Source organism: Pseudotamlana agarivorans (genome assembly GCF_001642835.1).
In the GTDB taxonomy this organism is placed as follows: domain Bacteria; phylum Bacteroidota; class Bacteroidia; order Flavobacteriales; family Flavobacteriaceae; genus Pseudotamlana; species Pseudotamlana agarivorans.
On the sequence record NZ_LXEI01000019.1, the window covers coordinates 24,115 to 45,201 of the forward strand.

The 21,087-nt window shown below is 30.6% G+C and carries 20 protein-coding genes and 1 pseudogene; 1 reads left to right on the top strand and 20 read right to left on the bottom strand.

The features are described from left to right. Window positions 1-241: 241 nt before the first annotated feature. Genes A6I66_RS14590 through A6I66_RS14610 form a run of 5 tightly spaced genes read right to left on the bottom strand, consistent with a single transcriptional unit; the run spans window position 242 to window position 4,932 of the window. Window positions 242-1,084, bottom strand: coding sequence for a 5-oxoprolinase subunit C family protein (locus A6I66_RS14590; RefSeq protein WP_067150993.1), 843 nt, complete (start codon window positions 1,082-1,084; stop codon window positions 242-244). After that, window positions 1,077-1,805, bottom strand: a complete 729-nt coding sequence (pxpB, locus tag A6I66_RS14595) for a 5-oxoprolinase subunit PxpB (protein ID WP_067150996.1) — start codon at window positions 1,803-1,805, stop codon at window positions 1,077-1,079. Before pxpB ends, A6I66_RS14590 begins: the two co-directional genes overlap by 8 nt. Before the next feature lie 2 nt (window positions 1,806-1,807). Further along, a complete protein-coding gene (gene pxpA, locus A6I66_RS14600; RefSeq protein WP_067150999.1) occupies window positions 1,808-2,545 on the bottom strand; it encodes a 5-oxoprolinase subunit PxpA in 738 nt (245 codons plus the stop codon). A gap of 2 nt (window positions 2,546-2,547) precedes the next feature. Further along, complete coding sequence (locus A6I66_RS14605; RefSeq protein WP_067151002.1) at window positions 2,548-3,777, bottom strand: Nramp family divalent metal transporter; 1,230 nt, start codon at window positions 3,775-3,777, stop codon at window positions 2,548-2,550. 33 nt (window positions 3,778-3,810) lie between these two features. Beyond that, complete coding sequence (locus A6I66_RS14610; protein ID WP_067151005.1) at window positions 3,811-4,932, bottom strand: DUF2891 domain-containing protein; 1,122 nt, start codon at window positions 4,930-4,932, stop codon at window positions 3,811-3,813. Window positions 4,933-5,145: 213 nt separating this feature from the next. Between A6I66_RS14610 and A6I66_RS14615 the strand changes: the two genes are divergently transcribed. Further along, window positions 5,146-5,712: a DUF5004 domain-containing protein gene (locus A6I66_RS14615; RefSeq protein WP_067151008.1), complete on the top strand. Its 567-nt coding sequence runs from the start codon at window positions 5,146-5,148 to the stop codon at window positions 5,710-5,712. Window positions 5,713-5,840: 128 nt separating this feature from the next. On the opposite strand, the pseudogene A6I66_RS14620 reads toward A6I66_RS14615, so the two are convergent. From A6I66_RS14620 to A6I66_RS14690, 15 genes and pseudogenes are all read right to left on the bottom strand, one after another. After that, window positions 5,841-6,551, bottom strand: a pseudogene (locus A6I66_RS14620) (YifB family Mg chelatase-like AAA ATPase); the annotation flags it as partial. 45 nt (window positions 6,552-6,596) lie between these two features. After that, complete coding sequence (locus A6I66_RS14625; protein WP_067151011.1) at window positions 6,597-7,193, bottom strand: hypothetical protein; 597 nt, start codon at window positions 7,191-7,193, stop codon at window positions 6,597-6,599. A 103-nt stretch (window positions 7,194-7,296) separates the two neighbouring features. Continuing rightward, a complete protein-coding gene (locus tag A6I66_RS14630) occupies window positions 7,297-9,819 on the bottom strand; it encodes a coiled-coil domain-containing protein (RefSeq protein ID WP_067151014.1) in 2,523 nt (840 codons plus the stop codon). 46 nt (window positions 9,820-9,865) lie between these two features. After that, window positions 9,866-11,806 carry a hypothetical protein gene (locus A6I66_RS14635; protein WP_067151017.1) on the bottom strand — a complete coding sequence of 647 codons (1,941 nt, stop codon included), beginning with the start codon at window positions 11,804-11,806 and terminating at the stop codon, window positions 9,866-9,868. 5 nt (window positions 11,807-11,811) lie between these two features. After that, window positions 11,812-12,930: a hypothetical protein gene (locus tag A6I66_RS14640; protein WP_067151020.1), complete on the bottom strand. Its 1,119-nt coding sequence runs from the start codon at window positions 12,928-12,930 to the stop codon at window positions 11,812-11,814. 3 nt (window positions 12,931-12,933) lie between these two features. Next, window positions 12,934-13,401: a hypothetical protein gene (locus tag A6I66_RS14645; protein ID WP_067151023.1), complete on the bottom strand. Its 468-nt coding sequence runs from the start codon at window positions 13,399-13,401 to the stop codon at window positions 12,934-12,936. Further along, window positions 13,394-13,801, bottom strand: a complete 408-nt coding sequence (locus A6I66_RS14650; RefSeq protein ID WP_067151027.1) for a hypothetical protein — start codon at window positions 13,799-13,801, stop codon at window positions 13,394-13,396. The genes A6I66_RS14645 and A6I66_RS14650 overlap by 8 nt, the downstream gene beginning before the upstream one ends. 6 nt (window positions 13,802-13,807) lie before the next feature. Then, a complete protein-coding gene (locus A6I66_RS14655; protein WP_067151030.1) occupies window positions 13,808-14,347 on the bottom strand; it encodes a hypothetical protein in 540 nt (179 codons plus the stop codon). After that, window positions 14,348-15,523 carry a PBSX family phage terminase large subunit gene (locus A6I66_RS14660; RefSeq protein WP_067151033.1) on the bottom strand — a complete coding sequence of 392 codons (1,176 nt, stop codon included), beginning with the start codon at window positions 15,521-15,523 and terminating at the stop codon, window positions 14,348-14,350. It lies immediately after the preceding gene. Continuing rightward, a complete protein-coding gene (locus A6I66_RS14665; protein ID WP_067151036.1) occupies window positions 15,520-16,059 on the bottom strand; it encodes a hypothetical protein in 540 nt (179 codons plus the stop codon). The genes A6I66_RS14660 and A6I66_RS14665 overlap by 4 nt, the downstream gene beginning before the upstream one ends. A 23-nt stretch (window positions 16,060-16,082) precedes the next feature. Continuing rightward, complete coding sequence (locus A6I66_RS14670) at window positions 16,083-16,553, bottom strand: lysozyme (protein WP_067151039.1); 471 nt, start codon at window positions 16,551-16,553, stop codon at window positions 16,083-16,085. Between the two features lie 33 nt (window positions 16,554-16,586). Beyond that, on the bottom strand, window positions 16,587-19,010 hold the full coding sequence (locus A6I66_RS14675; RefSeq protein WP_067151042.1) for an SGNH/GDSL hydrolase family protein: 2,424 nt from the start codon (window positions 19,008-19,010) through the stop codon (window positions 16,587-16,589). A 29-nt stretch (window positions 19,011-19,039) separates the two neighbouring features. Further along, entirely contained in the window at window positions 19,040-19,420 is a 381-nt protein-coding gene (locus A6I66_RS14680) for a hypothetical protein (RefSeq protein ID WP_067151045.1), read from the bottom strand. Between the two features lie 28 nt (window positions 19,421-19,448). After that, on the bottom strand, window positions 19,449-19,961 hold the full coding sequence (locus A6I66_RS14685; RefSeq protein ID WP_067151048.1) for a DUF6712 family protein: 513 nt from the start codon (window positions 19,959-19,961) through the stop codon (window positions 19,449-19,451). After that, window positions 19,954-21,078 (bottom strand): phage portal family protein, encoded by a 1,125-nt coding sequence (locus A6I66_RS14690; RefSeq protein ID WP_067151050.1) that lies wholly within the window; start codon window positions 21,076-21,078, stop codon window positions 19,954-19,956. Before A6I66_RS14690 ends, A6I66_RS14685 begins: the two co-directional genes overlap by 8 nt. Between the last annotated feature and the right edge of the window lie 9 nt (window positions 21,079-21,087).

Genomic DNA, 21,087 nt, shown 5'->3' on the forward strand with positions numbered 1-21,087 from the left:
CTTTCATGTTTAGAACATAATCCTACTATACTTCCACAAATAACCAAACTGTTAATTACAGATTAAAAAACAGTTAAATTTAAAATTAACACCTGTTTAAGTTATGAGCTGTTAACACTAGAAAAAAGATCATTATAGGCATAATATATAGAAGAACACAAGACATACTTTAAGGACTTAATTCCAACATGTCTTAAACGAACTAAAAAACACATCATGATAAGAATAAAATGCTCCCTTATTATAACGAAAATTTTATAAGTTGTCCGGTGTATTTTTGGGCAAGGCAATTAAGACTTTCTTGTTTTAACTGTAACACTCTGGGATAGCCTCCTGTAGTTTGACAGTCTCTCATTAAAATTATCAATTTCCCTGAAGGTGTTAGTTGTACCGAACCAGGTAAAACTGGCGTGGTAATAATGGGTTCTAAAGTATTTTCTATAAGTTCCTCTAACTGGTAGGCCATTCGGTTATTATTTTTAGATATAATAAATGGCTTGTCTATTAATAAATGCTGTTGTACTTCAGACAATAAATCATATTCTGGACCTTTGAAAACGCCTAGTTGACTTTGAATAAAATAATCTTTATTTATTTTTAAACGAGCATTTTTAGGATAACTTTGATTGGATTGGGGCTCAATAGCCAACAAATCGCCGTCTTGAATCACATGATTATGAGTAACGCCTTGATACATACTTCGGCTACGCATAACCACATCGGTTTTAAAGCCTCCTTTAACCGCCAAATACGTTCTTATTCCGCCGTTTGCTGATAAAAAACTTAAAACATCGGCAGCTTTTACCGCTATCATTTTATAATTAGGAATACGAGTACCGTTTAATTTAGCACGCATATCGGCTCCCGAAATACAAATAAAGGTGTCGCATTGAAATTCTAGTTTTGCACCAAGCATGGTCATTTCCAAAACTGCAGAGTCTTCGGCATTTGCGAGAATCGTATTAGCGAATAGCATGGCTTGTTTATCCATAGCTCCAGAATACGGCACTCCATATTCCTGAAACCCATAACGCCCCAGATCTTGAATACTAGAATATAATCCGCTATTTAAAACCTTAATCAATGGTCACCTCACTTTCTATTTGATACACGCCAGCATCAACCAATACTTTTATATCATTAAACTCTTTTAAATTCACAGCATAAAACTGAATGCGATCACCGGGTGCTGTAAAACAAGGCGGATTTAAATTTTTATCAAAAAAAGGAATGGGCGATTGCCCTATAATATTCCAACCTCCAGGACTTTCAGATGGATACACGCCTGTTTGGTTTCCGCCAATAGCAACAGCACCTTTTTCTATAGCCAATCTAGGCGTCGATTTTCTTGGCATACTTAAAGTATCATCCAAACCGCCCAAATATAAAAATCCGGGTAAAAACCCAATAAAATAAACGGTATAAGTCACTTTGGTGTGACGTTTCATGATTTCTGATTTCGTAATGTTTTTTACTGCTGATAGGTGCTCTAAATCTAAAGCAAAGCAATCATCGTAACAAACAGGGATTCGCCAAAGCTGCGACGTTCTTTTTTCTTCGTTTTCAGCTGAAGTATAAATATTCTTTAAAACTTCTATTTTTTTCTGAAAATTAACGGGTGTATGAAAAAGAATCAACAACGATTGATAAGCTGTTCGTACCTCAGCAATATCGGCAACATCAACATTTCCTATTTTTGATTTAAAACCTAACACATCTTCCAGAATAGACTCTGAAATTTGATTTGGCCATTCCACCAAAATCCCTTGTTCACCAAAGGGTTTATACGAAAGCTTAAAACTCATTTTTAAATAATTTGAATGCCTTTAGCGTTTAACTGTTTCGTTAAATTTAAAATTAAACTATAGGCTTCAGGGTTATCGCCATGCACACAAAAGGTATCTGCTTTAATTTGCTGAAATTCTCCAGTAATAGTTTTCACTTTTTCAGTTGAAATCATATTAAAAACATGTTCAACCATGATATCAGAATCGCTTATCAAGGCTTTTGAATCACTTCTAGAAACCAATGTTAAATCGGCATTATAATTACGATCTGCAAAGGCCTCGTACATAATTGGAATTCGGTTTTCAATAGCCAATTTAGCGATTACCGAATTATAAGGCACATACAAATGTACTCGTAACATCAAACATTTCATAACTTCAATGATTACTTGAGCAATTTTTTCATCCACTGCAGCTAAATTATACAAAGCGCCATGAGGCTTCACATGATGAAGGTGCAGGTGTTCGGCCTCTAAAATTCGAATTAAATCTTTTATTTGATTTTTAATAGAGGTGTACAGGGCTACACTAGGCATATCTATAGCTTTTCTTCCAAAATGATCTTTATCAGGAAAACTGGGGTGTGCCCCTATTTTAACACCGTGTTTTTTTGCTAAACGTGACACGGCAGTCATGGTTTCCATATCACCAGCATGACCACCACAAGCGATATTACAAGAAGAGATGAACGGCATAAGCTCGGCTTCGTTGCCAAGGCCTTCGCCTACATCGGCATTAAGATCTATACGGGTTTGCATGATTAAAAAATATTTAAATCGAACACCTTATTTAAGGTAGCAACAGACAACAAGATACTAATAATTAAAACAATAGCACCTAATACATTTTGTTTAAAACTGTTTTTATGTTCGCCTAATACGGTAGATTTATTCATTACCCAAATTAAAAACCCTGCAATTATAGGTAATAAAACACCATTAGTAACTTGCGCAAATTTTATAATCTCAATGGATTTAATTCCTAATGAAGAAAACAGAACTCCTAAAATAATAATACTCCCCCAAACACTTTTAAACTTTATGGTACGCATATCACTTTTCCAGCCCAAACAACCACTCATCACAAAAGCGGCGGCTAATGGGGCCGTAATAGCACTTGTAATTCCAGCGGCAAACAAGCCTATAGCTAAAAAATACTTAGCAAAACTCCCAAACAAAGGTTCTAAGCCTTTTGCTAAATCTATAGCACTGTGTACCTCAGTCGCTTGAATGGATGCTGCCGAAATCATGATACACATAGATACCATACCACCTAAAACTACAGCTACAATAGTATCCTTTCTGGCATATTTTAAATCGACAGGTTTTTGCCACTTCTCCTTAACTAATGAGGCGTGCAAAAATAAGTTATAAGGCACTACCGTAGTTCCTATTAAAGCGATAACGGTGAGTAAATTTTCTTTTGAAATATTTGGAATGAAGGCACCTTTAAAAACATCGCCTAGATTTGGTTTTGTAATAATAGCTGTAAGAAGAAATGCCAAACTCATTAAAGTTACCAAAGCCACTAAAACCCGTTCCAGAATTTTATAATTGCCCATGTACAATAACGAAAAAGCAATGACTCCAATTAAAACACTTAAACCATTTAAAGAGAAACCTCCTATAGCCAAACTTTTTTTACCGATAATAGCCTCTAAACCCAAAACGCCACCACTTATATTTCCGGCTTCGTAGGCGGCATTCCCAATAACGATGGCCGAGAGTATTAAAAGTAAAGCCAATACTTTTATTACCGGATGCTTTATTTCTTCACGAATAATTTCCGATAAGCCTTTTTGAGAAATAACACCTAATCTAGCCGACATTTCCTGTAAAACAATAGTTGCCAAAATGGACAAAACCATAGCCCACAATAAGGAAAAACCAAATCCTACGCCAGCTAAAGTGCATACCGTCACGGTACCAGGGCCAATAAACGCAGCTGCTACCAAAGGACCTGGGCCAATATTTTGAAACCAGTTTTTCAAATGGATGTTTAGGTGTTAACCATTTTTATTGGTTTAATTTTTAGAAACAGCGTTTAGGGAATAAATAGCAAAACTTCCTAACCAATGTCCGCCCTCATAACTATCTTCAAAAATACTAGGTAAAGAATAATTGATACTTTGGTTGGCTATATTTTTAAGATGATTAAACTCTGGTAAGTCTTCAGCAATTTTATAAAAATTCCATGCTCTAGAAAAATTCACACCATCTAAATGTACCAAATGACCATCGGTTCTATCAGACACTTTTCCGGGTTCTAAATTGTAGTTTTTATTTTTAAGTTCTGGCAGAAATTTATCTATCCACACTAAAAATTCGTCTTTAGACAGTAAACGTTTCATTAAAGCTGCTTCTTCAAGACATGGTGATAAAAAATCACTTCCGCTAGGCTCCCAGCTCATCGGACAATTTTCATCATTCAAATAAAACGCTTTGGCACGTTCGGCGATGGCTGTTTTAAGCGCTTCGTGATTTACTGTTTCGGCATAATCGTATGCAAAAGATAATCCGAAGGCTGTATTAGTATGCGTTCCTACACGTAAAGGATAGTTTAATTTTGGTAAAAACTCAATGTATTTATCAACTATCAAATCGGTTAAGGGTTGTAAGTTAGCTTCCAGCGTTCTTGCCGTCTCATCATCCCATGTATGTAGTGTTTCTGCTAATTTTAACAACCAAGCCCAACCATATGTACGCTCGTAACTTTTATTATGCTTTCCATGAAAGTAGGCGACTTCAGCTTCTATATTTTCCTTAGACATGTTGTTTAGCAAACGTTGTTTAATTTGCTCGGCACCTTCTAGATCTGGAAAGTTTTTTAATAAACTTACCAAACTCCAATGACCATGAACCGCCGAATGCCAATCAAAACAACCATAAAATGCGGGGTGCAAAAAATGTGGCGCTTTTAAATCGTAATCCGCTCCAAGAGTTTGAGACAATCGGTTAGGATACTCAATATTAATACAGTGCAATGGTAACTCAGCCAATTTATTTGCATGTGTAAGACCCAATTTTGGAACTTCTGCAATAGCAACTTCTGGTAGCGTGGTTGTAACCAGTACTTCCTCTTTCTTTTTTGAGGATTGACACCCCAAAAACATAGCCATAGCCAGTAAAGTATATAAATATTTCATAAGCGTAAAAAAGTTTAAAAACCGAAACTATTAAATTAAAACATATTATTAAAGAAATAATATAGGTTTTCAATGATTTACTCTAAAAAATTTACACTTTTAATACTCTAAAGCTAAAACAGTTACACTTTTTATTCATTTTTTTTGATTTTTTCACGCAACTAATCATAAAATCTCACATCTCTTAATCAAACAAATTAAAAACCCAAAATCATGAAAAAATCAATTTTAGCAGTAAAAAGTATCGTATCTCTATGTTTAATAAGTGGCTTAATGTTTAGTTGCGATAACAACGACGATGATGATATGGTATGCCAAGAAGAAATAACAGGAGAATTAACAGAACATGAAACAGCATTTGCTGGTGAATGGATTCTAAAAAGCATTGTGGCTGATGAAGAAATTGATTTAACTGATGATGATACCGACAACCCAAGTACAGACATTTTTTCTCAATATGATGCATGTTTACAAGATGCGGTTTACAATTTCCAATCGGATAGAGCTTACCTATTCGAGATAGGACTAAATGCTGAAGACTGTGATGACCAACAAAAAATTGAAGGCACTTGGAAATTAAGTGACGAAAATATGTTAACTATCCTTTCTAATTGTGTAGAATCGCGTACAGCTCTTGAACTTAAAGAAGACAACACAGAGTTTACTGTAGAAAACACTGTAGTTTTCACGGATGTTAACGACGAGGAGATGACTCTAAAAATTACAACTACCTATGCAAAATCTGCAGGGGAAGATGTAGAGGAAGAAGAAGCTGAGTAAGACTAGTTAATTTTTTTGATAATACAATACACTTAGGAAGGCAAAATGGGTTTATCTCACAAACCCATAACTAAAGCGACTACCTAACAGCTGAAGTTATATTCACTGTTAGGCAGTCGCTTTTTTTATTAGCCCAACCATCCTTCGCGATCCAAACTTCTATATTGAATCGCCTCACTAATATGGGTGCCATTAATACTATCTGAACCATCTAAATCGGCAATAGTTCTGGATACTTTTAAAATACGATCGTAGGCTCGTGCGGAAAGGTTTAATCGGTCCATGGCCGTTTTTAGCAACTCCTTTGAAGCCACATCTAATCCACAATAATTCCTAATTTGTTTGCTATTCATTTGGGCATTATAATGCACCGTTTCAGATTCGGAAAAGCGCTGAGTCTGAATCACTCTAGCCTCAGTTACTCGTTTTCTAATCTCTACTGACGTTTCACTCTTGCGTTCATCAGAAAGCTTTTCAAAAGGTACTGGCGTTACTTCAATATGAATATCTATGCGATCTAATAAAGGTCCTGAAACCTTACTTAAATACCGCTGCATTTCGGCAGGACTCGAAGTTACTGGTGCATTGGGGTCGTTAAAATAACCTCCCGGACTTGGGTTCATACTGGCAACTAGCATAAACGACGAAGGATACGTAACCGTAAATTTCGCTCTAGAAATGGTGACTTCCCTGTCTTCCAACGGTTGACGCATCACTTCTAAAACTTCACGTTTAAATTCAGGAAGCTCATCCAAAAACAAAACCCCGTTATGCGATAATGAAATTTCTCCAGGTTGTGGGTAACTGCCTCCTCCAACGAGGGCGACGTTTGTTATAGTTTATAATGAGGGGGTTATATAAGCAACTGAAATATAGTTATTTAATTATTTAGAAACCAGCTTAATAATTATATGTGAAAGTCTTCTTCTTTCACCTACAGTACCAGCAACATCACCTTCATTCATCCAGTTAGACCATTCTGTTGGTGATTCACCATCATTAAACGGTTGTTCTGCAATACATTTAGCTTTAGTACATTCAAACTTTACTTTATAAATAACTTTGTAATTGGGTAAATTTCCTAATCTTATTTGAATAGCTTCCATTCTTTTACCTTCACCTTCAGTACCTGCTAATTGACCATCACGTACCCAAGGCATCCAACCTTTACTTTCTGAATGTGCCCTATACTCAATATACGCCCCTTTCGGTGCATTTTTAAGTCGAATTTTTATTCCCTCAATTCGCTTGGTATCACCATCTTCAACCCAAAATTCTTGAACAACACCTTCACCTTCACTTACATTTCCGATAGCTTTTTTAACTTTCTTACTTTTACCAGCAAGCATACCACTACTAACCCACCCTTGTTTATCCCCATCAGATTGAATATGTACAGTATATTCCAAAGAAACTTGTGCTTTGGAATTTAAAAACAATAAAAAACATAACAAAAACGAATAAACCTTAAATGATTTCATAACTGTAAAGAATTAATTAATAAATATTTTTCATTAATTATTTCTTATGGGAGTTACTAAAGATACTAATTTAAAATCATAAACACCTCATTATCAGTATATTTTAAAATATTGAATTAGTTTCAATCACGTTTACTCTATTATTTACGGTTGATATTTCTTCAACTGAAACAATTGGTGCTGGTAATGATTGATTTGCAATAGCTATTTTTGTTGCTAAATCATCGGTATTAATTAAATTATTATTTGGAATATTAACCCTTCCAGCAATACCACCGTTTGCCATTAATGGTACACCACCACCAGCTTGATTTAATTCAGATAATAATGGTAAAAACATTGAAGTACTTCTTCTATTAATAATTGCTTCACCATCTTCAGCTTCAATTGGAATACCCCCTTGTGAATGTCTTGCACCTCTTAATAACATACCTCTTTCAGCTTTTTTAAGATTTGCACTTTCTCTTTTTGGTGGTTTAGTTGAAACTATTTTAGCTATGTTTACAGCACCAACCGCACCCACTAATGCACCAGTAGCAATACCAATAAGACCACCATCAGCCAATGCTTTAGTAACACCTTGAGCTGTATTAATCGCAGCAGCAGCAACCGCAGCAGCTTTACCAGCAGCCGATTCTTTACCTAATAAATCAGAAATACCATTAAATACAGTACCAGCAGCAGCTAATTTTGAATTTTGTTTATCCTTTTCTAATTGTTCTTGATAATTAGCATACTTTTCATTTATTAATGAAATATCAGCACCACTTTGTTCAGCGTTTGCAACTTCTTGAAGTCTTTGTTGTTCTAATCTTTCAGCAGCTAAATCAAATTCATTTGTAAAACGTTCTTCATTTATTGCTAATTGATTTTCATAATCAATGGCTTCAGCTTCAATTTGGGCTTCTTTTCTTGCCTTTTGTACTTCTTCTTTTGCTTTATAATTATCATCATCAATTATTGCAATGGCATTATCATATTCAGTTTTATTTATAACACCTTCTTCAAATTGAAGTTTAGCAAAATCCCTTTGTTTTTGTGCTAATGCATCTAAACGTTCTTGTTCAACTTTTAAAGATTCTTCACTAAAGAATTTATCATTATCTAATTTTGAATAATTATTTCTTATATAATTATCTAATTCAATTTGTGCATTTGTAACCGCAGCATTTGCTTTAGCATCAGCTAATTCATTTTGAATTTTTAAATATTCAGCATCAAATTTTGCTTGTGATATACTTTTAGTTGCTAATTCTTTTTGAAGTATGGCAACCCTTTTTTGTGCTACTTGTTCATCTATTGCTAATTGTTCTTCAAGGGTTTTTGCTCTTACACCTTGTGATTCAATATATTTTTCTAATTCATCATTCATTAAAGCAATAGCTTTTTCACTTGCTTCTTTTCTTAATGAATTTAGATTCACCAATTGTTCTGATTCTTGTCCAGTTATACGTTCTTGTATATCAGCAATATTTGTTAAAGCTTCAGCTTGTTCATCCAATGCTGTTTTTGTTGAACCTTCGGCTTTTATTCTTTCATTGGCAACTTGAAGTGCTAATTGTGCAATTGATAATTCATCAGATAATTGATTTTTTAAAACCTTACCTAATTCATCATTGGCTTTAATTCTTTCAGCCATTGATTTTGATTCATCATCACGAATTTGTCTAAGTTTTTCAGCATCTCTTTGATATTCCAATTGAATCTTTTGTGCTTCTCTTTGTGCTTTGGTTAATTGTGCTTCAGCATCAGCCAATGCTTTTGCATCTTTAGCACCTTGTTGAACTTCTTTATTAAAGTTTTTAATTGCATTGGCTTGCTTATCAAACCCTAATAAATCAAGTCCTGATGCAATAGTTGATAAACCAGCATAAATAGCTTTTTCAGCCAATTCAAACCCCTTTACAAGTCCATCAATTAGAAATTCACCTAATGGTTCAAGTATTTTTAATAATGTATTTGTGATACCTTGAAATGCACTAAAAGCTTTTTTAATTTTATTGGTTGAATCTTCGCTTCTATCCATCGCATTTTTAACCAATGCGAATGCACCAACCAACACCGCTAATAATGCACCTATTGGTGTTGCAATAAAAGATAATGATGCTTTAGTCATTGATTTAAAACCAGCAACAACACCACCTAAACCACCAGTTACTTTATCAAGTGCTTCAGGATAGTTACCAATATTTTGTTTTTGTTTTTCAAGTGAAGATGAATTTTCATTTATTTTACCATTGTTTTCATCCATCTTTTTATTGATGGTTTCGATGGCTTTTGCACCTTCATCAGTTGAAGCATTTAATTGATTACGTACTTTAACCAATTCAGCATTATTTGCTTTTGCTTCATCAACTGTTTTGATTTCTTTACTAAGTGCATCATTAAGTTTTTGATTTGCACCAGTTGTAGCTTGAAGTACTTTTACTTGTGAATTATATTCTTGTTTTAAGCTTTTTAAATCAGCTTCATTTTGTATAAAAGTTTTGCTGGTAGTTTCACCAGCATTTTTAAGTTCTTTTTGTGTTGCAGTTAAATCTTCAATACTTTTTTTAGTTGATTGAAGTGATGATAATAATTTTTTATTGTCAATGTTTAATTCCGCAATTGCTATTTGTTGTGGCATTAGTCATAATATATTTGGTATTGTGGTTAATCTGTGTTAACCATTATTAGTAAGGTATTTCTACCATTTCAGCTTCAGCAATTGGTGAAGCAACATTATATTTTAATTTATTTACGTAGTAATATTTTCCAGTTTGTTTTAAATAAATCAGTTGGAAAAAATCAAATTCGTGAATATCAAATAAATTCAATTCTAACTTACATTTAACCGCTTTATATGATTCCAACGCATTTATAAAATCTGAATAGTAATCATCAAAAACTTGTGAAAATGGAATTGGTAATGAACTTATATTAGTGTATTCGTTAATCCTTACAGATACTAAATCATTGAAGTAAATAAAGTATTCTTCAGGTGTATCACTTTTAGTTAACTTTACTAATTTTTGATTTGATTCAGATGCTTCATAAATAAAATTATTAGCATCAAATTCATCTTCTTCTTTAGTTAATAATGGATTATAATAATGAATCTTTTTACTTGACCTTCTCGGAAATACTTCAAATTCTGAAGTGAATACCGTTGTTTGTGAAGCTCCTAATTTATTATCAAGTGTGAAAAAATCATCATAATAAGCATCACTTGAATCTGAATATTTATACTTAAAATAATTTTGTTGTGCATACGTATGTGTAAATGATTCTTCTTCAATTGAAATTAATTTACTTGTATAATCAATTGCATCACTTTTATCATTTAAAAGATTATCAATGTTTTTAACCTCAAAAATATTAGTGTTTCGTTTCTTGTTAAGAATTAAACCATATCTGTTTAAAACGTCTTTAACAAAATCAGTTTGTTTAATATCACCTAAATTTAAGGTATCACCCGAAACTGTATAAAATGTTTCACTTTGGGCTGAAAATGTGATTTCTAAATAAATACTATAATCTATCCTTCCATCACCATTAACTTCTTCATTTGAAGAATAAATATCAAAATTGATGGTATCACCTGATTTAACATCAATAATTAAATTGAATGGTTCATCATCATACGAATTATCATTTAATCTAAAATAATGTACTGCCTGACCTATTCTATCATTAGTATAACGTATATCTAAAAATTCACCCAAATTAATGTTATAATGTGGTGTAATGGTCATATTTAAAAAACCATCATATTCAACTGTAACACCAGTATCAATGAATGTTAATTCTGAATTTGAAGAAGATGGATTTAAACCTACGAAATCATCAATTGAAGTGAATTGTGTATCACCAGTATAATCAACTATTATACTATTTGTATTCTCATTTACAACTGATAATGTAATTGGTTGTGGTGTTGGTATAACATAACCTTCTTTTAATGTGATATATTCATTTTTGAACTCACTATATAATTTAGTATCTGTGAATAAATCACCTTGAATTTGAAAACCAGCTTCTTCAAAAATGGAATTAAAAATAAATTCCGTTTTGATTAATGGGTATGTTTCATTTAAAGAATAGCTATTATTATAATCAAAACTAAAATCATCATCTTCACGTTCTAAAAAATCAAGATTTCTTGAATAAGTGAAATTATAATCATCTTCATAAATCGAATGATTACCATTCACATATAATTGGTAGTTACTTATATTTAGATTATGGGTTAAACTTGATTTATTTAGGTCATTAATAGTACTTGATTTGATTTGCTCACTTAGTTCAATAATTCCATTATATATACTAATTTCAAATTCTTTATCAGTTACTTTATCTATAATGCAATAGCCATTTGAAAAAATAGGTATTGAATTATATAAATAACTACATTTTAAACGATTATAAGGCATTCTTGAAGTATTTCCAACAATACCTAAACCATCAAATATTTTGATGTTATTTGCTGTCTTTGGTAGCTTAATTGTATTACTATAACTTGATTGTTTTGCTGTAATACTACCTAAAGAATTAAGGGTTAAAGTTCTATTTATTTTACCATCACTATATAAATCAACTCTTTTATCTTCAATTAATAATTCTTCTTGTATCATTCATATTAGTAATTCATCGTATATTGAATTGGTAGTTCAATATTTATTATAATTTCATTGATGTTTTTCTTCTTTTTTTCATCAATTGAACCATCAACATTTACGGTTATCCATTTACCGTTAACAAATGGTGTTTCACTTGTATATAATTGTATTGATGGTGAACTAAGTATTGATTTTAAATAAAATAATTCATCATTACTTACATTCGTTTTTACTCTCAAATCTTTGGTTACTTCTTTACCGATTGAATATGAAAATGAATTTGGTGATTCATCTAAATTTTTGAATTCATTTCTTGTTGCTTCAGCAATACTTTTTGAACTAGTTGATGACCTATAAAATTTATCAAACAGATAAAAATTATACCCACCATCATCATTATACCATTTCAAATAAACACCACATTTTGAAGGTACTTTCTTTAAATTCAAATTAGTTTTAAAGCTACCATTGTTATAAATATTTAATCTATTTACCGTATCGGTTAAAGGTAGCAAGCCCGTTGTGGTTGTGTTTTCATTCCCTTTATCAATCCAAATTCTTGAAGTTCCTGAAGTTGAAGCTGTGAATGTTGCATCATCACCAGTTTGCACATTAATTATTTTAATTTCATCATCTTCATTCACTTTTTGTAATTCAAAAAAGAACGGAAAACCTTCAAAATGTGTTAATGTATAATCAATACCATTTTTTGATTTTGATAAAATTTGTTGATTATTATTAAATACAACTTCATCAACTTGTTTAACGCTTTTGAAAAATGTGAATGATTTTGTTAAATCTTCTTCATTTGGAAAATCATCTTCAAAATCAAAAGTATTTGACATATAAAAATCTAATTCCAAATTCAATATTCTATCATCCAATATTTCAAAAAATCCTATTGGTAATTGATGATTATCTTCAAAACCATTTTCATTAATATGCACCTTTGCGATTTCTTTTAAATTGAATTGAAAATCACCGTTTAAATCAGGATAAATTCTAAAAGGTTTTGAAAACATTGGTGTTGTGATTTCTGTATATTTTATATCATCAAATTGCGATGATTTAAAATTTATATATGAATCATTATATGCTGGGTATAAATCAGTTATTTCTTTTGAAAATATAATAGCCATTTCTTATTTATTTTTTTCTAATATGATTAATGAAGCTTCCAATTCGTTAACAAATTGATTTACATTGAATTGTGATACTCTATTAATTATTTCATTTATTCTTTGTGGTGTAATTACTTCTTCATAAATCTTTAAATGATTATTTGAATTAGTTCCTTTACTAGCAATTTTTTTTGCTATTGCCCACGCTAGACTTGTAACACTCATTTTTTCACTATAAGGTGTTATTCCTCTTGCTTCAATCCATTGTTTAATTGATTCAACTGGTGGCATCTTACCAGCACGTCTACCAGCCAAATATGTATAACCATATAAAGTACCTTTATTAGTACCATAAACGGCTTCTAAGCCTTGTTCAAATTCACCTGAAACTCTTTTACCACTAGCGTTATAAACCTTTATTATATCACTTATAATGGCTTCCATTTCTTCTTTAATTATATCATTATTTGATTTAGCTTCATTACTCATTATCACTTATGGTATAATTAACTATAACCCCCGAAAAATTATAATCGAGTGCATTTATTATTTCAATTGTTGACCAACTAACAAGGGTGAAATTTGTTTCACATTTCACATAATTTTTGATAATATCGGTTGAATCATTTATGATTGGTTTAATATAATTTTGATAATGTGTATCATAATCTTCATCAATATCTGATGATTTAACCAACATAAATGAACCTGAATAATCAGTACTTTCAGCACCACCATAATCATCAAAATTGGTTAAGATTTTAATGGGGTCAACCAATAAATGAACCTTTGTTAATTCATCTGAATCATATAGGTTTTGAAAGTCTTGTCTTGCATATTGGAAAATCCAGTCATTTACAATACTTATATTCTTAAAAATTTCATACATTTTATTTTAGTTATTAATCGGCTTCATTTTATTTATTTCGTGTTGCAAATCTTGAATCTCTTTATCAAGATATAATTTGACAAAAACAACACTATATTTTAAATCTAATATTGAATCAAACTTTAATATATCACCATTGGCTAATGAATTAACCACATTGTAAACACCAAATTTTTCTAATCTTTTACTACCATCTAAAATTTCAAATCTTGAATCACTATATTTTGGTTTTAAATGATTCATTTCTTTATTCACTAATGATATTAATTGATTTTGAACGTCTTTTAGTAATGGAAAAAATTCAATTATTTCTAGTTGAAGTACTTCTTCTTCACTTATACCTTGTACCATTGAAATAATATTGATGAATTCATTTTCATCACTTATTGTTTTCTTAATTGTTTCAACCTCTCTAAGGGTTAAATCAGTTAATTTTATATTAGTTTCAATTGGTGTTAAGTGAACTAATATTTCAACATATTCTTTAATTAGTTGGTCATCTTGCTGAAGGAAATCTTCAAGAATGTAATTTGTAATTGTATTCATTTAGCTTAACCATCTTAATGTGTTGTAATTATTATTTCTTGTAGATAATCTATCCATTGCAAAATATCTTACTGCATCTAATAAGTGATTATGCTTATCAATTGGTGTATTTAATTTTTCACCATTATTATCTTTTTCCCACGTATAATTGTTTAATTCAGATATTAAATTCTCACTTCTTTTAGTTACAAATAGGTTATATTCCTGAACGATTGAAATACCATCTAAAATTGAACCAGCACCTTTTTTAACAGCTTTTGCTGGTATGCTGTTATTTCTTAATTCAGCAATAATTTCAGGTCTTGCTGAATCGCAAACAATTATATTTTGTGTTAATTCTGAATCACTTTTTATATGATTCACAATTTGATTATTTAACAATCCACTTTTGTAAAGTGATTCATCAAGAATTAAATCATTTATACCTCTTTGATAGATTTTTACTAATGCGTTCGGGTCGTTAAAACCAAAATCTAAACCAGCACCTATATATTTACAATCGGCTGGTATATCATCAATTAATTGATAATTATATATAGTTCCATCAACTTGACCTTCTTCACCATAAACATATACAGCTACAAAGTTTTTCCAATAACTTGAACCATTTTCAGCTTTTTTAATAGCTTCTTTATATTCTTGAATTACATTCTTTGATAAATATTCATTGTCTTTATATGTGAGTTTAACAAAGTTGGATTTATCATCCTTTATATATTCCCTTATCCAAGATAAATGTGATGGATTGTAATCAAGAAAAATGAACTGTTTGGTTCTTATTGAAAGTTGTGTGAAGGCTTCACGATTTATATTATTTGCTTCATTTACAAATAAAACATCCCTTCTTGCACCCCTAAGTTTACCACCATCTTCAACACCAAACCATTCAATTGTACAACCGTTTAATTTATAGCTGTTATTGGTCTTGTTATGGTGTTTTTCATCATAAAGATTATTTGCAATTAGTATATCAATTAAATCTTTTGCAGCACCCCTTCTTAAATGTGGAAATGATTCACTTACAATTGATATTGTTAAAGGGGTTTTTGATTTGGTACATAAAATAATAAGGTATTGAAGAATTGAATAAGTTTTACTTGAACCACCAGCACCTTGAATTATTCTAGTTCTTGCTTTTATTTTTGTAATCTTTTTAAAGGCTGTGGTTAATTTCACTCTATCTCATCATTATTATCTTTTTTCGTTATTAATAAGTTTTCTTCTTTTACTTCATCAAAATCAATATCTACCATATCGATTAATTTTTTATCACCACCTTCAATTTGAAGTGTGATGTTACCACTTCCAAGGGTTAAATGATTTTGTTTAAGTTGAAGATGGGTGTTTTTTCTCTCTAAAGCCCACAAATAAGGGTATGCGTTTTTCTTGTCATCATCGAATGCTTTTGCTGTTAAGTTCATTTTTTGCTTAACACGTCCAACATTTAATGCATTTAAAAAATCTTCTTTTTCTTCATCGGTCAAATATTGAAGTGATGAAATTGACCTTGAATTATTTTGATTTGGTGACTTTAGAAATTCAAAATATGACATTGATATTTTGTGTTTTTTACCAACCAAATCATTCACTAAATAGAATAAATCAGTATCACTTAGTAAGGTTGTATTTTCGTCTTGAAGTACTTCTTTCATCTTCATCATCCAAACCTTAACTTTTTCATTTTTACTGTATCTTAACTTTTTTTCACTCATTAATTTATTGGTTAAACATTCCGTTATTTTGTTGGTGTACTGTAAAGAAAAAATTCTTCATTCCTTCTTTTGGTTAACCCTTTTAGCACCACTTTTTTATTATTTACCGTTCCTTTATTCCATCTTTTGAATTGGTATTCAATAGCATCAAAATCATTTGGGTTATTATTGATTTTTTTTAATAGTGTGCTTCTTTTAAAGTTATATACACCAACGTTATAAGTAAATGAAACAAGTGATGAAAATTGATTTTCATTTATATCACTTGTTACATATTCATTTACTTTATCTTCAAAAGTTTTGATAATATTTTCAAATAGTTCATCACCTCTTTTACGTGTGATTGGTTCATCGTTTAAGGTAACTTTTGAACCATCTTCATAATAGGTATTACCCCATCCTATTGTTGGAATCCCTGAAGGGCATAAATAAGGGTGATTTCTGAAGGATTCATATTTGTGAATTAGTTTTATACCAGTTTTTGTTGTTTTCAATCATCTTAATTTAATTTTCAATTATTCTTTTTTTTAAACTATTAGGTTTCTCAAAGTACCTACTACAATACCAGCAAATCTTTTAGCACCATAATCAGAAGGATGCGTATAATCATATAAAAAATCACCAATATTATTTGTTGTCCAATTTATTTTTTCTTGAATATCAGCAACTAATAAATTTCTATATTCGGCTACATCTCTATATACTTCACCCCATCCAACATTTCTAATAGCATTAACAGTTCTATGAGGTGGTGTCACTAGAATTATTATAGCTGCGGGATGATTTGTTTCTATATAATCAATAGCATAGTTTAATATACCTTGTGGCGTGCTTCTATCCCTACTTGTTACATCTCCATAAGGCAACGAAATACTTTGATTTGTACCACCTGCAATTGTTATTACTGTAGCATCCGATGGTATATTAGCAAGATTTGCATCATTAAGATTATTTACTGGTTGTGAACCCCAAACACCTAAGTTTGTATAGGACATACCGAAATAATCACTCACATAATCTATATAATCTTTACCGTGAGAACCGTCACCATTTGTGATTGAGTCACCAAAACATACTATTCTATTATTTTGTAGCAATAGACTGGTAAGTCTTTCAGAAGTTTTAGCGTTAAGCGCATAATCAGAAATATTAAAATACCTATCAGTAAAGTCAATTTTCTGAACTAAATCATAGAATTCTTCTAATGAAAATTTATTAAAAAAGGTGTTCTCTACCCAACAAGAATGACTGCTAACTACTTTAAACTTAGCCCCAGAATCAAACCATCTAATCCCCGCAGTCGAATAAATACCTTGAAATAAAATAAAGGTGTATTTCTCACCAACCGTTGTAAATAAGTGGTCTAAATCATCGTTATCAATTTGAGGTCCATTTGTTTCTACTAAAACATCTGTAGAGCCTCCAGTTAATTCTGTTAATTCAATTTCCACTGTTGTTAAGAAATTGGAGAAAGTATTTTGTTTTGGTGTTAAAGGCAGAAATGCAAAAGCACCAACAGAATCTGTATTTAGTGAAAGTATTGTATCACCATTTTCTTCTGTTACTACTGAATTTCCGTTAAAAGGAACTATTTCAGAATCATTATAATAGTCTCTAAATCTAGTATAAAAAGTATCTCTTTTTAATTTATCAATTTCTTCATCTATGGTAATACTTGATTCTATAATTAAAAATGGGTCAGTTGGGTCACCATTAATATGATGACTAGCTACGATGAAAGCTACATCAGTATCATTTTTATCAATTTCTAAATTGTAAATAGTATCCTTTTCTGAAGATGCTAAAAGAGTTTTTATATAAGTTTTGTTTTCATCGAATAGACCAATACACCCCACAACAGAAACTCCATAACCTTTATAACTAATTTTATCACCCGCTTTTGCTGGTAAAAACCCAGTACCTAAATAAGTACCAATTGGTGTTGAACCATCTGTTCTAAAATGTTCTTTTTGTTTTCCTAAATCAAAATAATTCTCTCTGTTAATTCGTCTTTCAGAACTAATAAATAAACTTTTATTGTAGTCATCGTTTGATTGAATTTCTATAAAGTCACAACTACTAGGGGTTTTAGTTGCAAATCTCACAAAGTAAACCCAGTCAGGTACAATTTCATTGTATGTTAAAACATAATTATTATCATTAACACTTACCATTAATGGAGCGTGAACCGATTTATCTTTAGAATATCCATATATAACAGGTTCAGTTACGAATGAGCCAAAACCTCTAAACTTTAAACGTGTTACGGATGGCACAACCTCATAAAATTCATCTGTATAAAATGAAAATCCGCCACCTAGATTAGTGATACTTCCATCATCGCGTAATATACCATCAATCCAAGTCGCATCTGCTTTTACATCTACACCATTACCACTATTTTCATTTCCTTTATTAATTATTGTATCTTCAAAGAAAGTAACCGCTTTACCAGTTACACCTTTGCTAGTATTACTTTCATCAATGGTATTTTCATATAAATCAGCGTTTTTAATCCAGCTTGAACCATTATAACCATAATATCCATTATTTGAATCAGTACTATCATTTGCAACTATCGCTGAATCATTTAAAGTGTTACCAGTTGATGCATTTAAATCACTTAATGTTTGATAGGTTTTTATTGAATTAATATTAATTGAATCAATACTATCTTGTAAATCATCAATTTGGGCTGATACAGAACTAGGTAAAACAAAATCAAAAACTAAATTTAATAACGCTTCAACCGTATCTTCTTGATTGGTATATGTAACACCATCAATAATAAATTCATCATATGGTGTACCACTTATTAATTGTTGCTTTGTATCATTTACATTATATATTCCAATTGCATTATCACCTTGCTTTAATGGTTGGTATATTTTCGCATATTGCACACCATTTATTTCAAAATGTTTATCGTTAATATTATTTATTACAATCATTTAAATTCATACTCTTTTACTTTTCGTTATTATTCCAATTCACCGTATTTTTCAACGTATTTCTGAATGGTCTTTTTTTGCTTTTCAATCAAATTATTTAGCTGTTTATTAACTTCTTTTAGAACACTTAATTCAGCTTGTAGTTTTCCAAAACTTTCTTCAAATTCAGCTTGTAAACGTTCAATTCTTGCTTTATATCTTTCGTCTATATCATCAACGAATTCTTGATATAAGTCCATATTTTGTTGAAGGTTATTCAATGAATTTTTTTCTAATTCTTTATTATTTTTTTTAATACCGAATTTTATTGCAATAGTATCTTTATACCATAAAGTTATTGCTGCTATCACATAGCCTATGTACTTCAACAACTCATATATTTGTGGTACATCATTTAGGTTGTTTTTCATTATTATTTAAGTAGGTTTTTACTTTTCGTTATTTTATCACAGTAAATCTTTGTGAATTGGTATTTATATTTGGATTATTCCCGCTTGAATATCTAGGAAATAATGAAGATTTTGATTTCAGATATTTATCAATCATTTCAAACTTAATTGAAGCATCAATAACCGTTTGTTTGCTTATATCCTTCAATAGATTTCTATCTACTGGTGTTGAATCTTGTGAAAACTTTGTCACCGCACCAAATGGTGTTAAATTGGTGTTTACTGAATACACATATCTTGAATAAGTATAATCTGATAGTAATGATTTTATACCCTCTTGATAATAATTTGAACCATTACAAGTAAAGGTTGAACCACTTAATAAATCTTGATAATCTTGATTATTTAAGTTTTCGATTAAATCAAAATAGAAATCATTTAATACATCATATAAATCAACTGATTGTGCTAATTTTATACATTCGTTTATTTTATCAGTATCAATTTTTTTACCTACATCACGATATGTTGCAAATTCATTTGCTGTTATTATATTATTCATTTTCCGTTGGTATATTATCACTTGTTATTTGCTCAAATGGGTTGATTATTTTTAAATCAGCTTCAATTGGTTTAGTGAATTTCCCCATCAAATTTTGAAACACTTCTTCAATCATATCACGTTCTTCTTCTTTGCTCTCAAATAGCTGTTTTTTAGCTTCTTTAAGCATTTCACCACTATTACCAAACATTCCATTATCTGATGGATTTACAAGCATTAAAGGCACTCCAAATGCTTTACAAATGTTCTTTTCAGCTTGTTCATCAGAATATTTGAATAATTCATCATCATAGGCACTTGTTAAATCTTCTAACTTGATTTGTTTATCCAAATCATCGCTCATATTTGATGATTCCAGTAGTAAAATATTACCACTATTTTCAGCACCTTGAAGTTCTTTTAATTTATTTCTGAACGCTCTTCTATCATCGTCATTTGAAAAAGGTTGTACTACAACAAGTTTTGTATTTTGGAATCCCTTTTCAGCACCATTACTTCTAAATATTTGTGAATTATTTTCTAATAATGCTTCATTTAAAACTGGGTTAAGGTCTGTTAATGAATAGATTGCATTTGAATCTTTTTGTATATGAAGAATTTGACCTTTATAATTTCTAATTCCACCAGCATTTTCAATTTGGCTTTCAATTACTGTTTTATTGGAATTAAAACGGTTATATATTTTGAATGATTCAGCTTTAGGTTTGTTTTCCCAATCAGCGATAATATATTTACCACTATAACCTAAATCATCTTGTTTACCTATTCTAACTTGTGTGAATGGTATTACTTTAATTGAAGTGATTTCAAATAATAAGTTATAACTAACGGCTATGTATAAATTATTATGTTTTGCATATTCCCTTGAAGCAATTCTTAGAACTTCATTAAGGGTTTGACCATCTTTATTAATTGTGATTTTACCTAATTCACCAAATGATTTACCATAAATAGCTTTAGCAACTTTATCAACACACGTTTTTGAAGTAACTGATATATTAATTAATGTTTCAATTAATTGTGGGAATAAATTATCATTACCAGCCGTATATATATCATTTCTTTTGTCAAGTTTAACCGATAAAATATTATGTTTTATTTCATTATATAATTTCATTTAAGGTTC

Bases quoted from the DNA above. Each gene is read 5' to 3' on its own strand.
- A6I66_RS14690 (WP_067151050.1), bottom strand. From the start codon at position 21,078: ATGAAATTATATAATGAAATAAAACATAATATTTTATCGGTTAAACTT.
- A6I66_RS14655 (WP_067151030.1), bottom strand. From the start codon at position 14,347: ATGAATACAATTACAAATTACATTCTTGAAGATTTCCTTCAGCAAGAT.
- pxpA (WP_067150999.1), bottom strand. From the start codon at position 2,545: ATGCAAACCCGTATAGATCTTAATGCCGATGTAGGCGAAGGCCTTGGC.
- A6I66_RS14680 (WP_067151045.1), bottom strand. From the start codon at position 19,420: ATGAAAAACAACCTAAATGATGTACCACAAATATATGAGTTGTTGAAG.
- A6I66_RS14610 (WP_067151005.1), bottom strand. From the start codon at position 4,932: ATGAAATATTTATATACTTTACTGGCTATGGCTATGTTTTTGGGGTGT.
- A6I66_RS14630 (WP_067151014.1), bottom strand. From the start codon at position 9,819: ATGCCACAACAAATAGCAATTGCGGAATTAAACATTGACAATAAAAAA.
- A6I66_RS14675 (WP_067151042.1), bottom strand. From the start codon at position 19,010: ATGATTGTAATAAATAATATTAACGATAAACATTTTGAAATAAATGGT.
- A6I66_RS14625 (WP_067151011.1), bottom strand. From the start codon at position 7,193: ATGAAATCATTTAAGGTTTATTCGTTTTTGTTATGTTTTTTATTGTTT.
- A6I66_RS14635 (WP_067151017.1), bottom strand. From the start codon at position 11,806: ATGATACAAGAAGAATTATTAATTGAAGATAAAAGAGTTGATTTATAT.
- A6I66_RS14685 (WP_067151048.1), bottom strand. From the start codon at position 19,961: ATGAATAATATAATAACAGCAAATGAATTTGCAACATATCGTGATGTA.
- A6I66_RS14645 (WP_067151023.1), bottom strand. From the start codon at position 13,401: ATGAGTAATGAAGCTAAATCAAATAATGATATAATTAAAGAAGAAATG.
- A6I66_RS14615 (WP_067151008.1), top strand. From the start codon at position 5,146: ATGAAAAAATCAATTTTAGCAGTAAAAAGTATCGTATCTCTATGTTTA.
- A6I66_RS14640 (WP_067151020.1), bottom strand. From the start codon at position 12,930: ATGGCTATTATATTTTCAAAAGAAATAACTGATTTATACCCAGCATAT.
- A6I66_RS14665 (WP_067151036.1), bottom strand. From the start codon at position 16,059: ATGAGTGAAAAAAAGTTAAGATACAGTAAAAATGAAAAAGTTAAGGTT.
- pxpB (WP_067150996.1), bottom strand. From the start codon at position 1,805: ATGAGTTTTAAGCTTTCGTATAAACCCTTTGGTGAACAAGGGATTTTG.
- A6I66_RS14650 (WP_067151027.1), bottom strand. From the start codon at position 13,801: ATGTATGAAATTTTTAAGAATATAAGTATTGTAAATGACTGGATTTTC.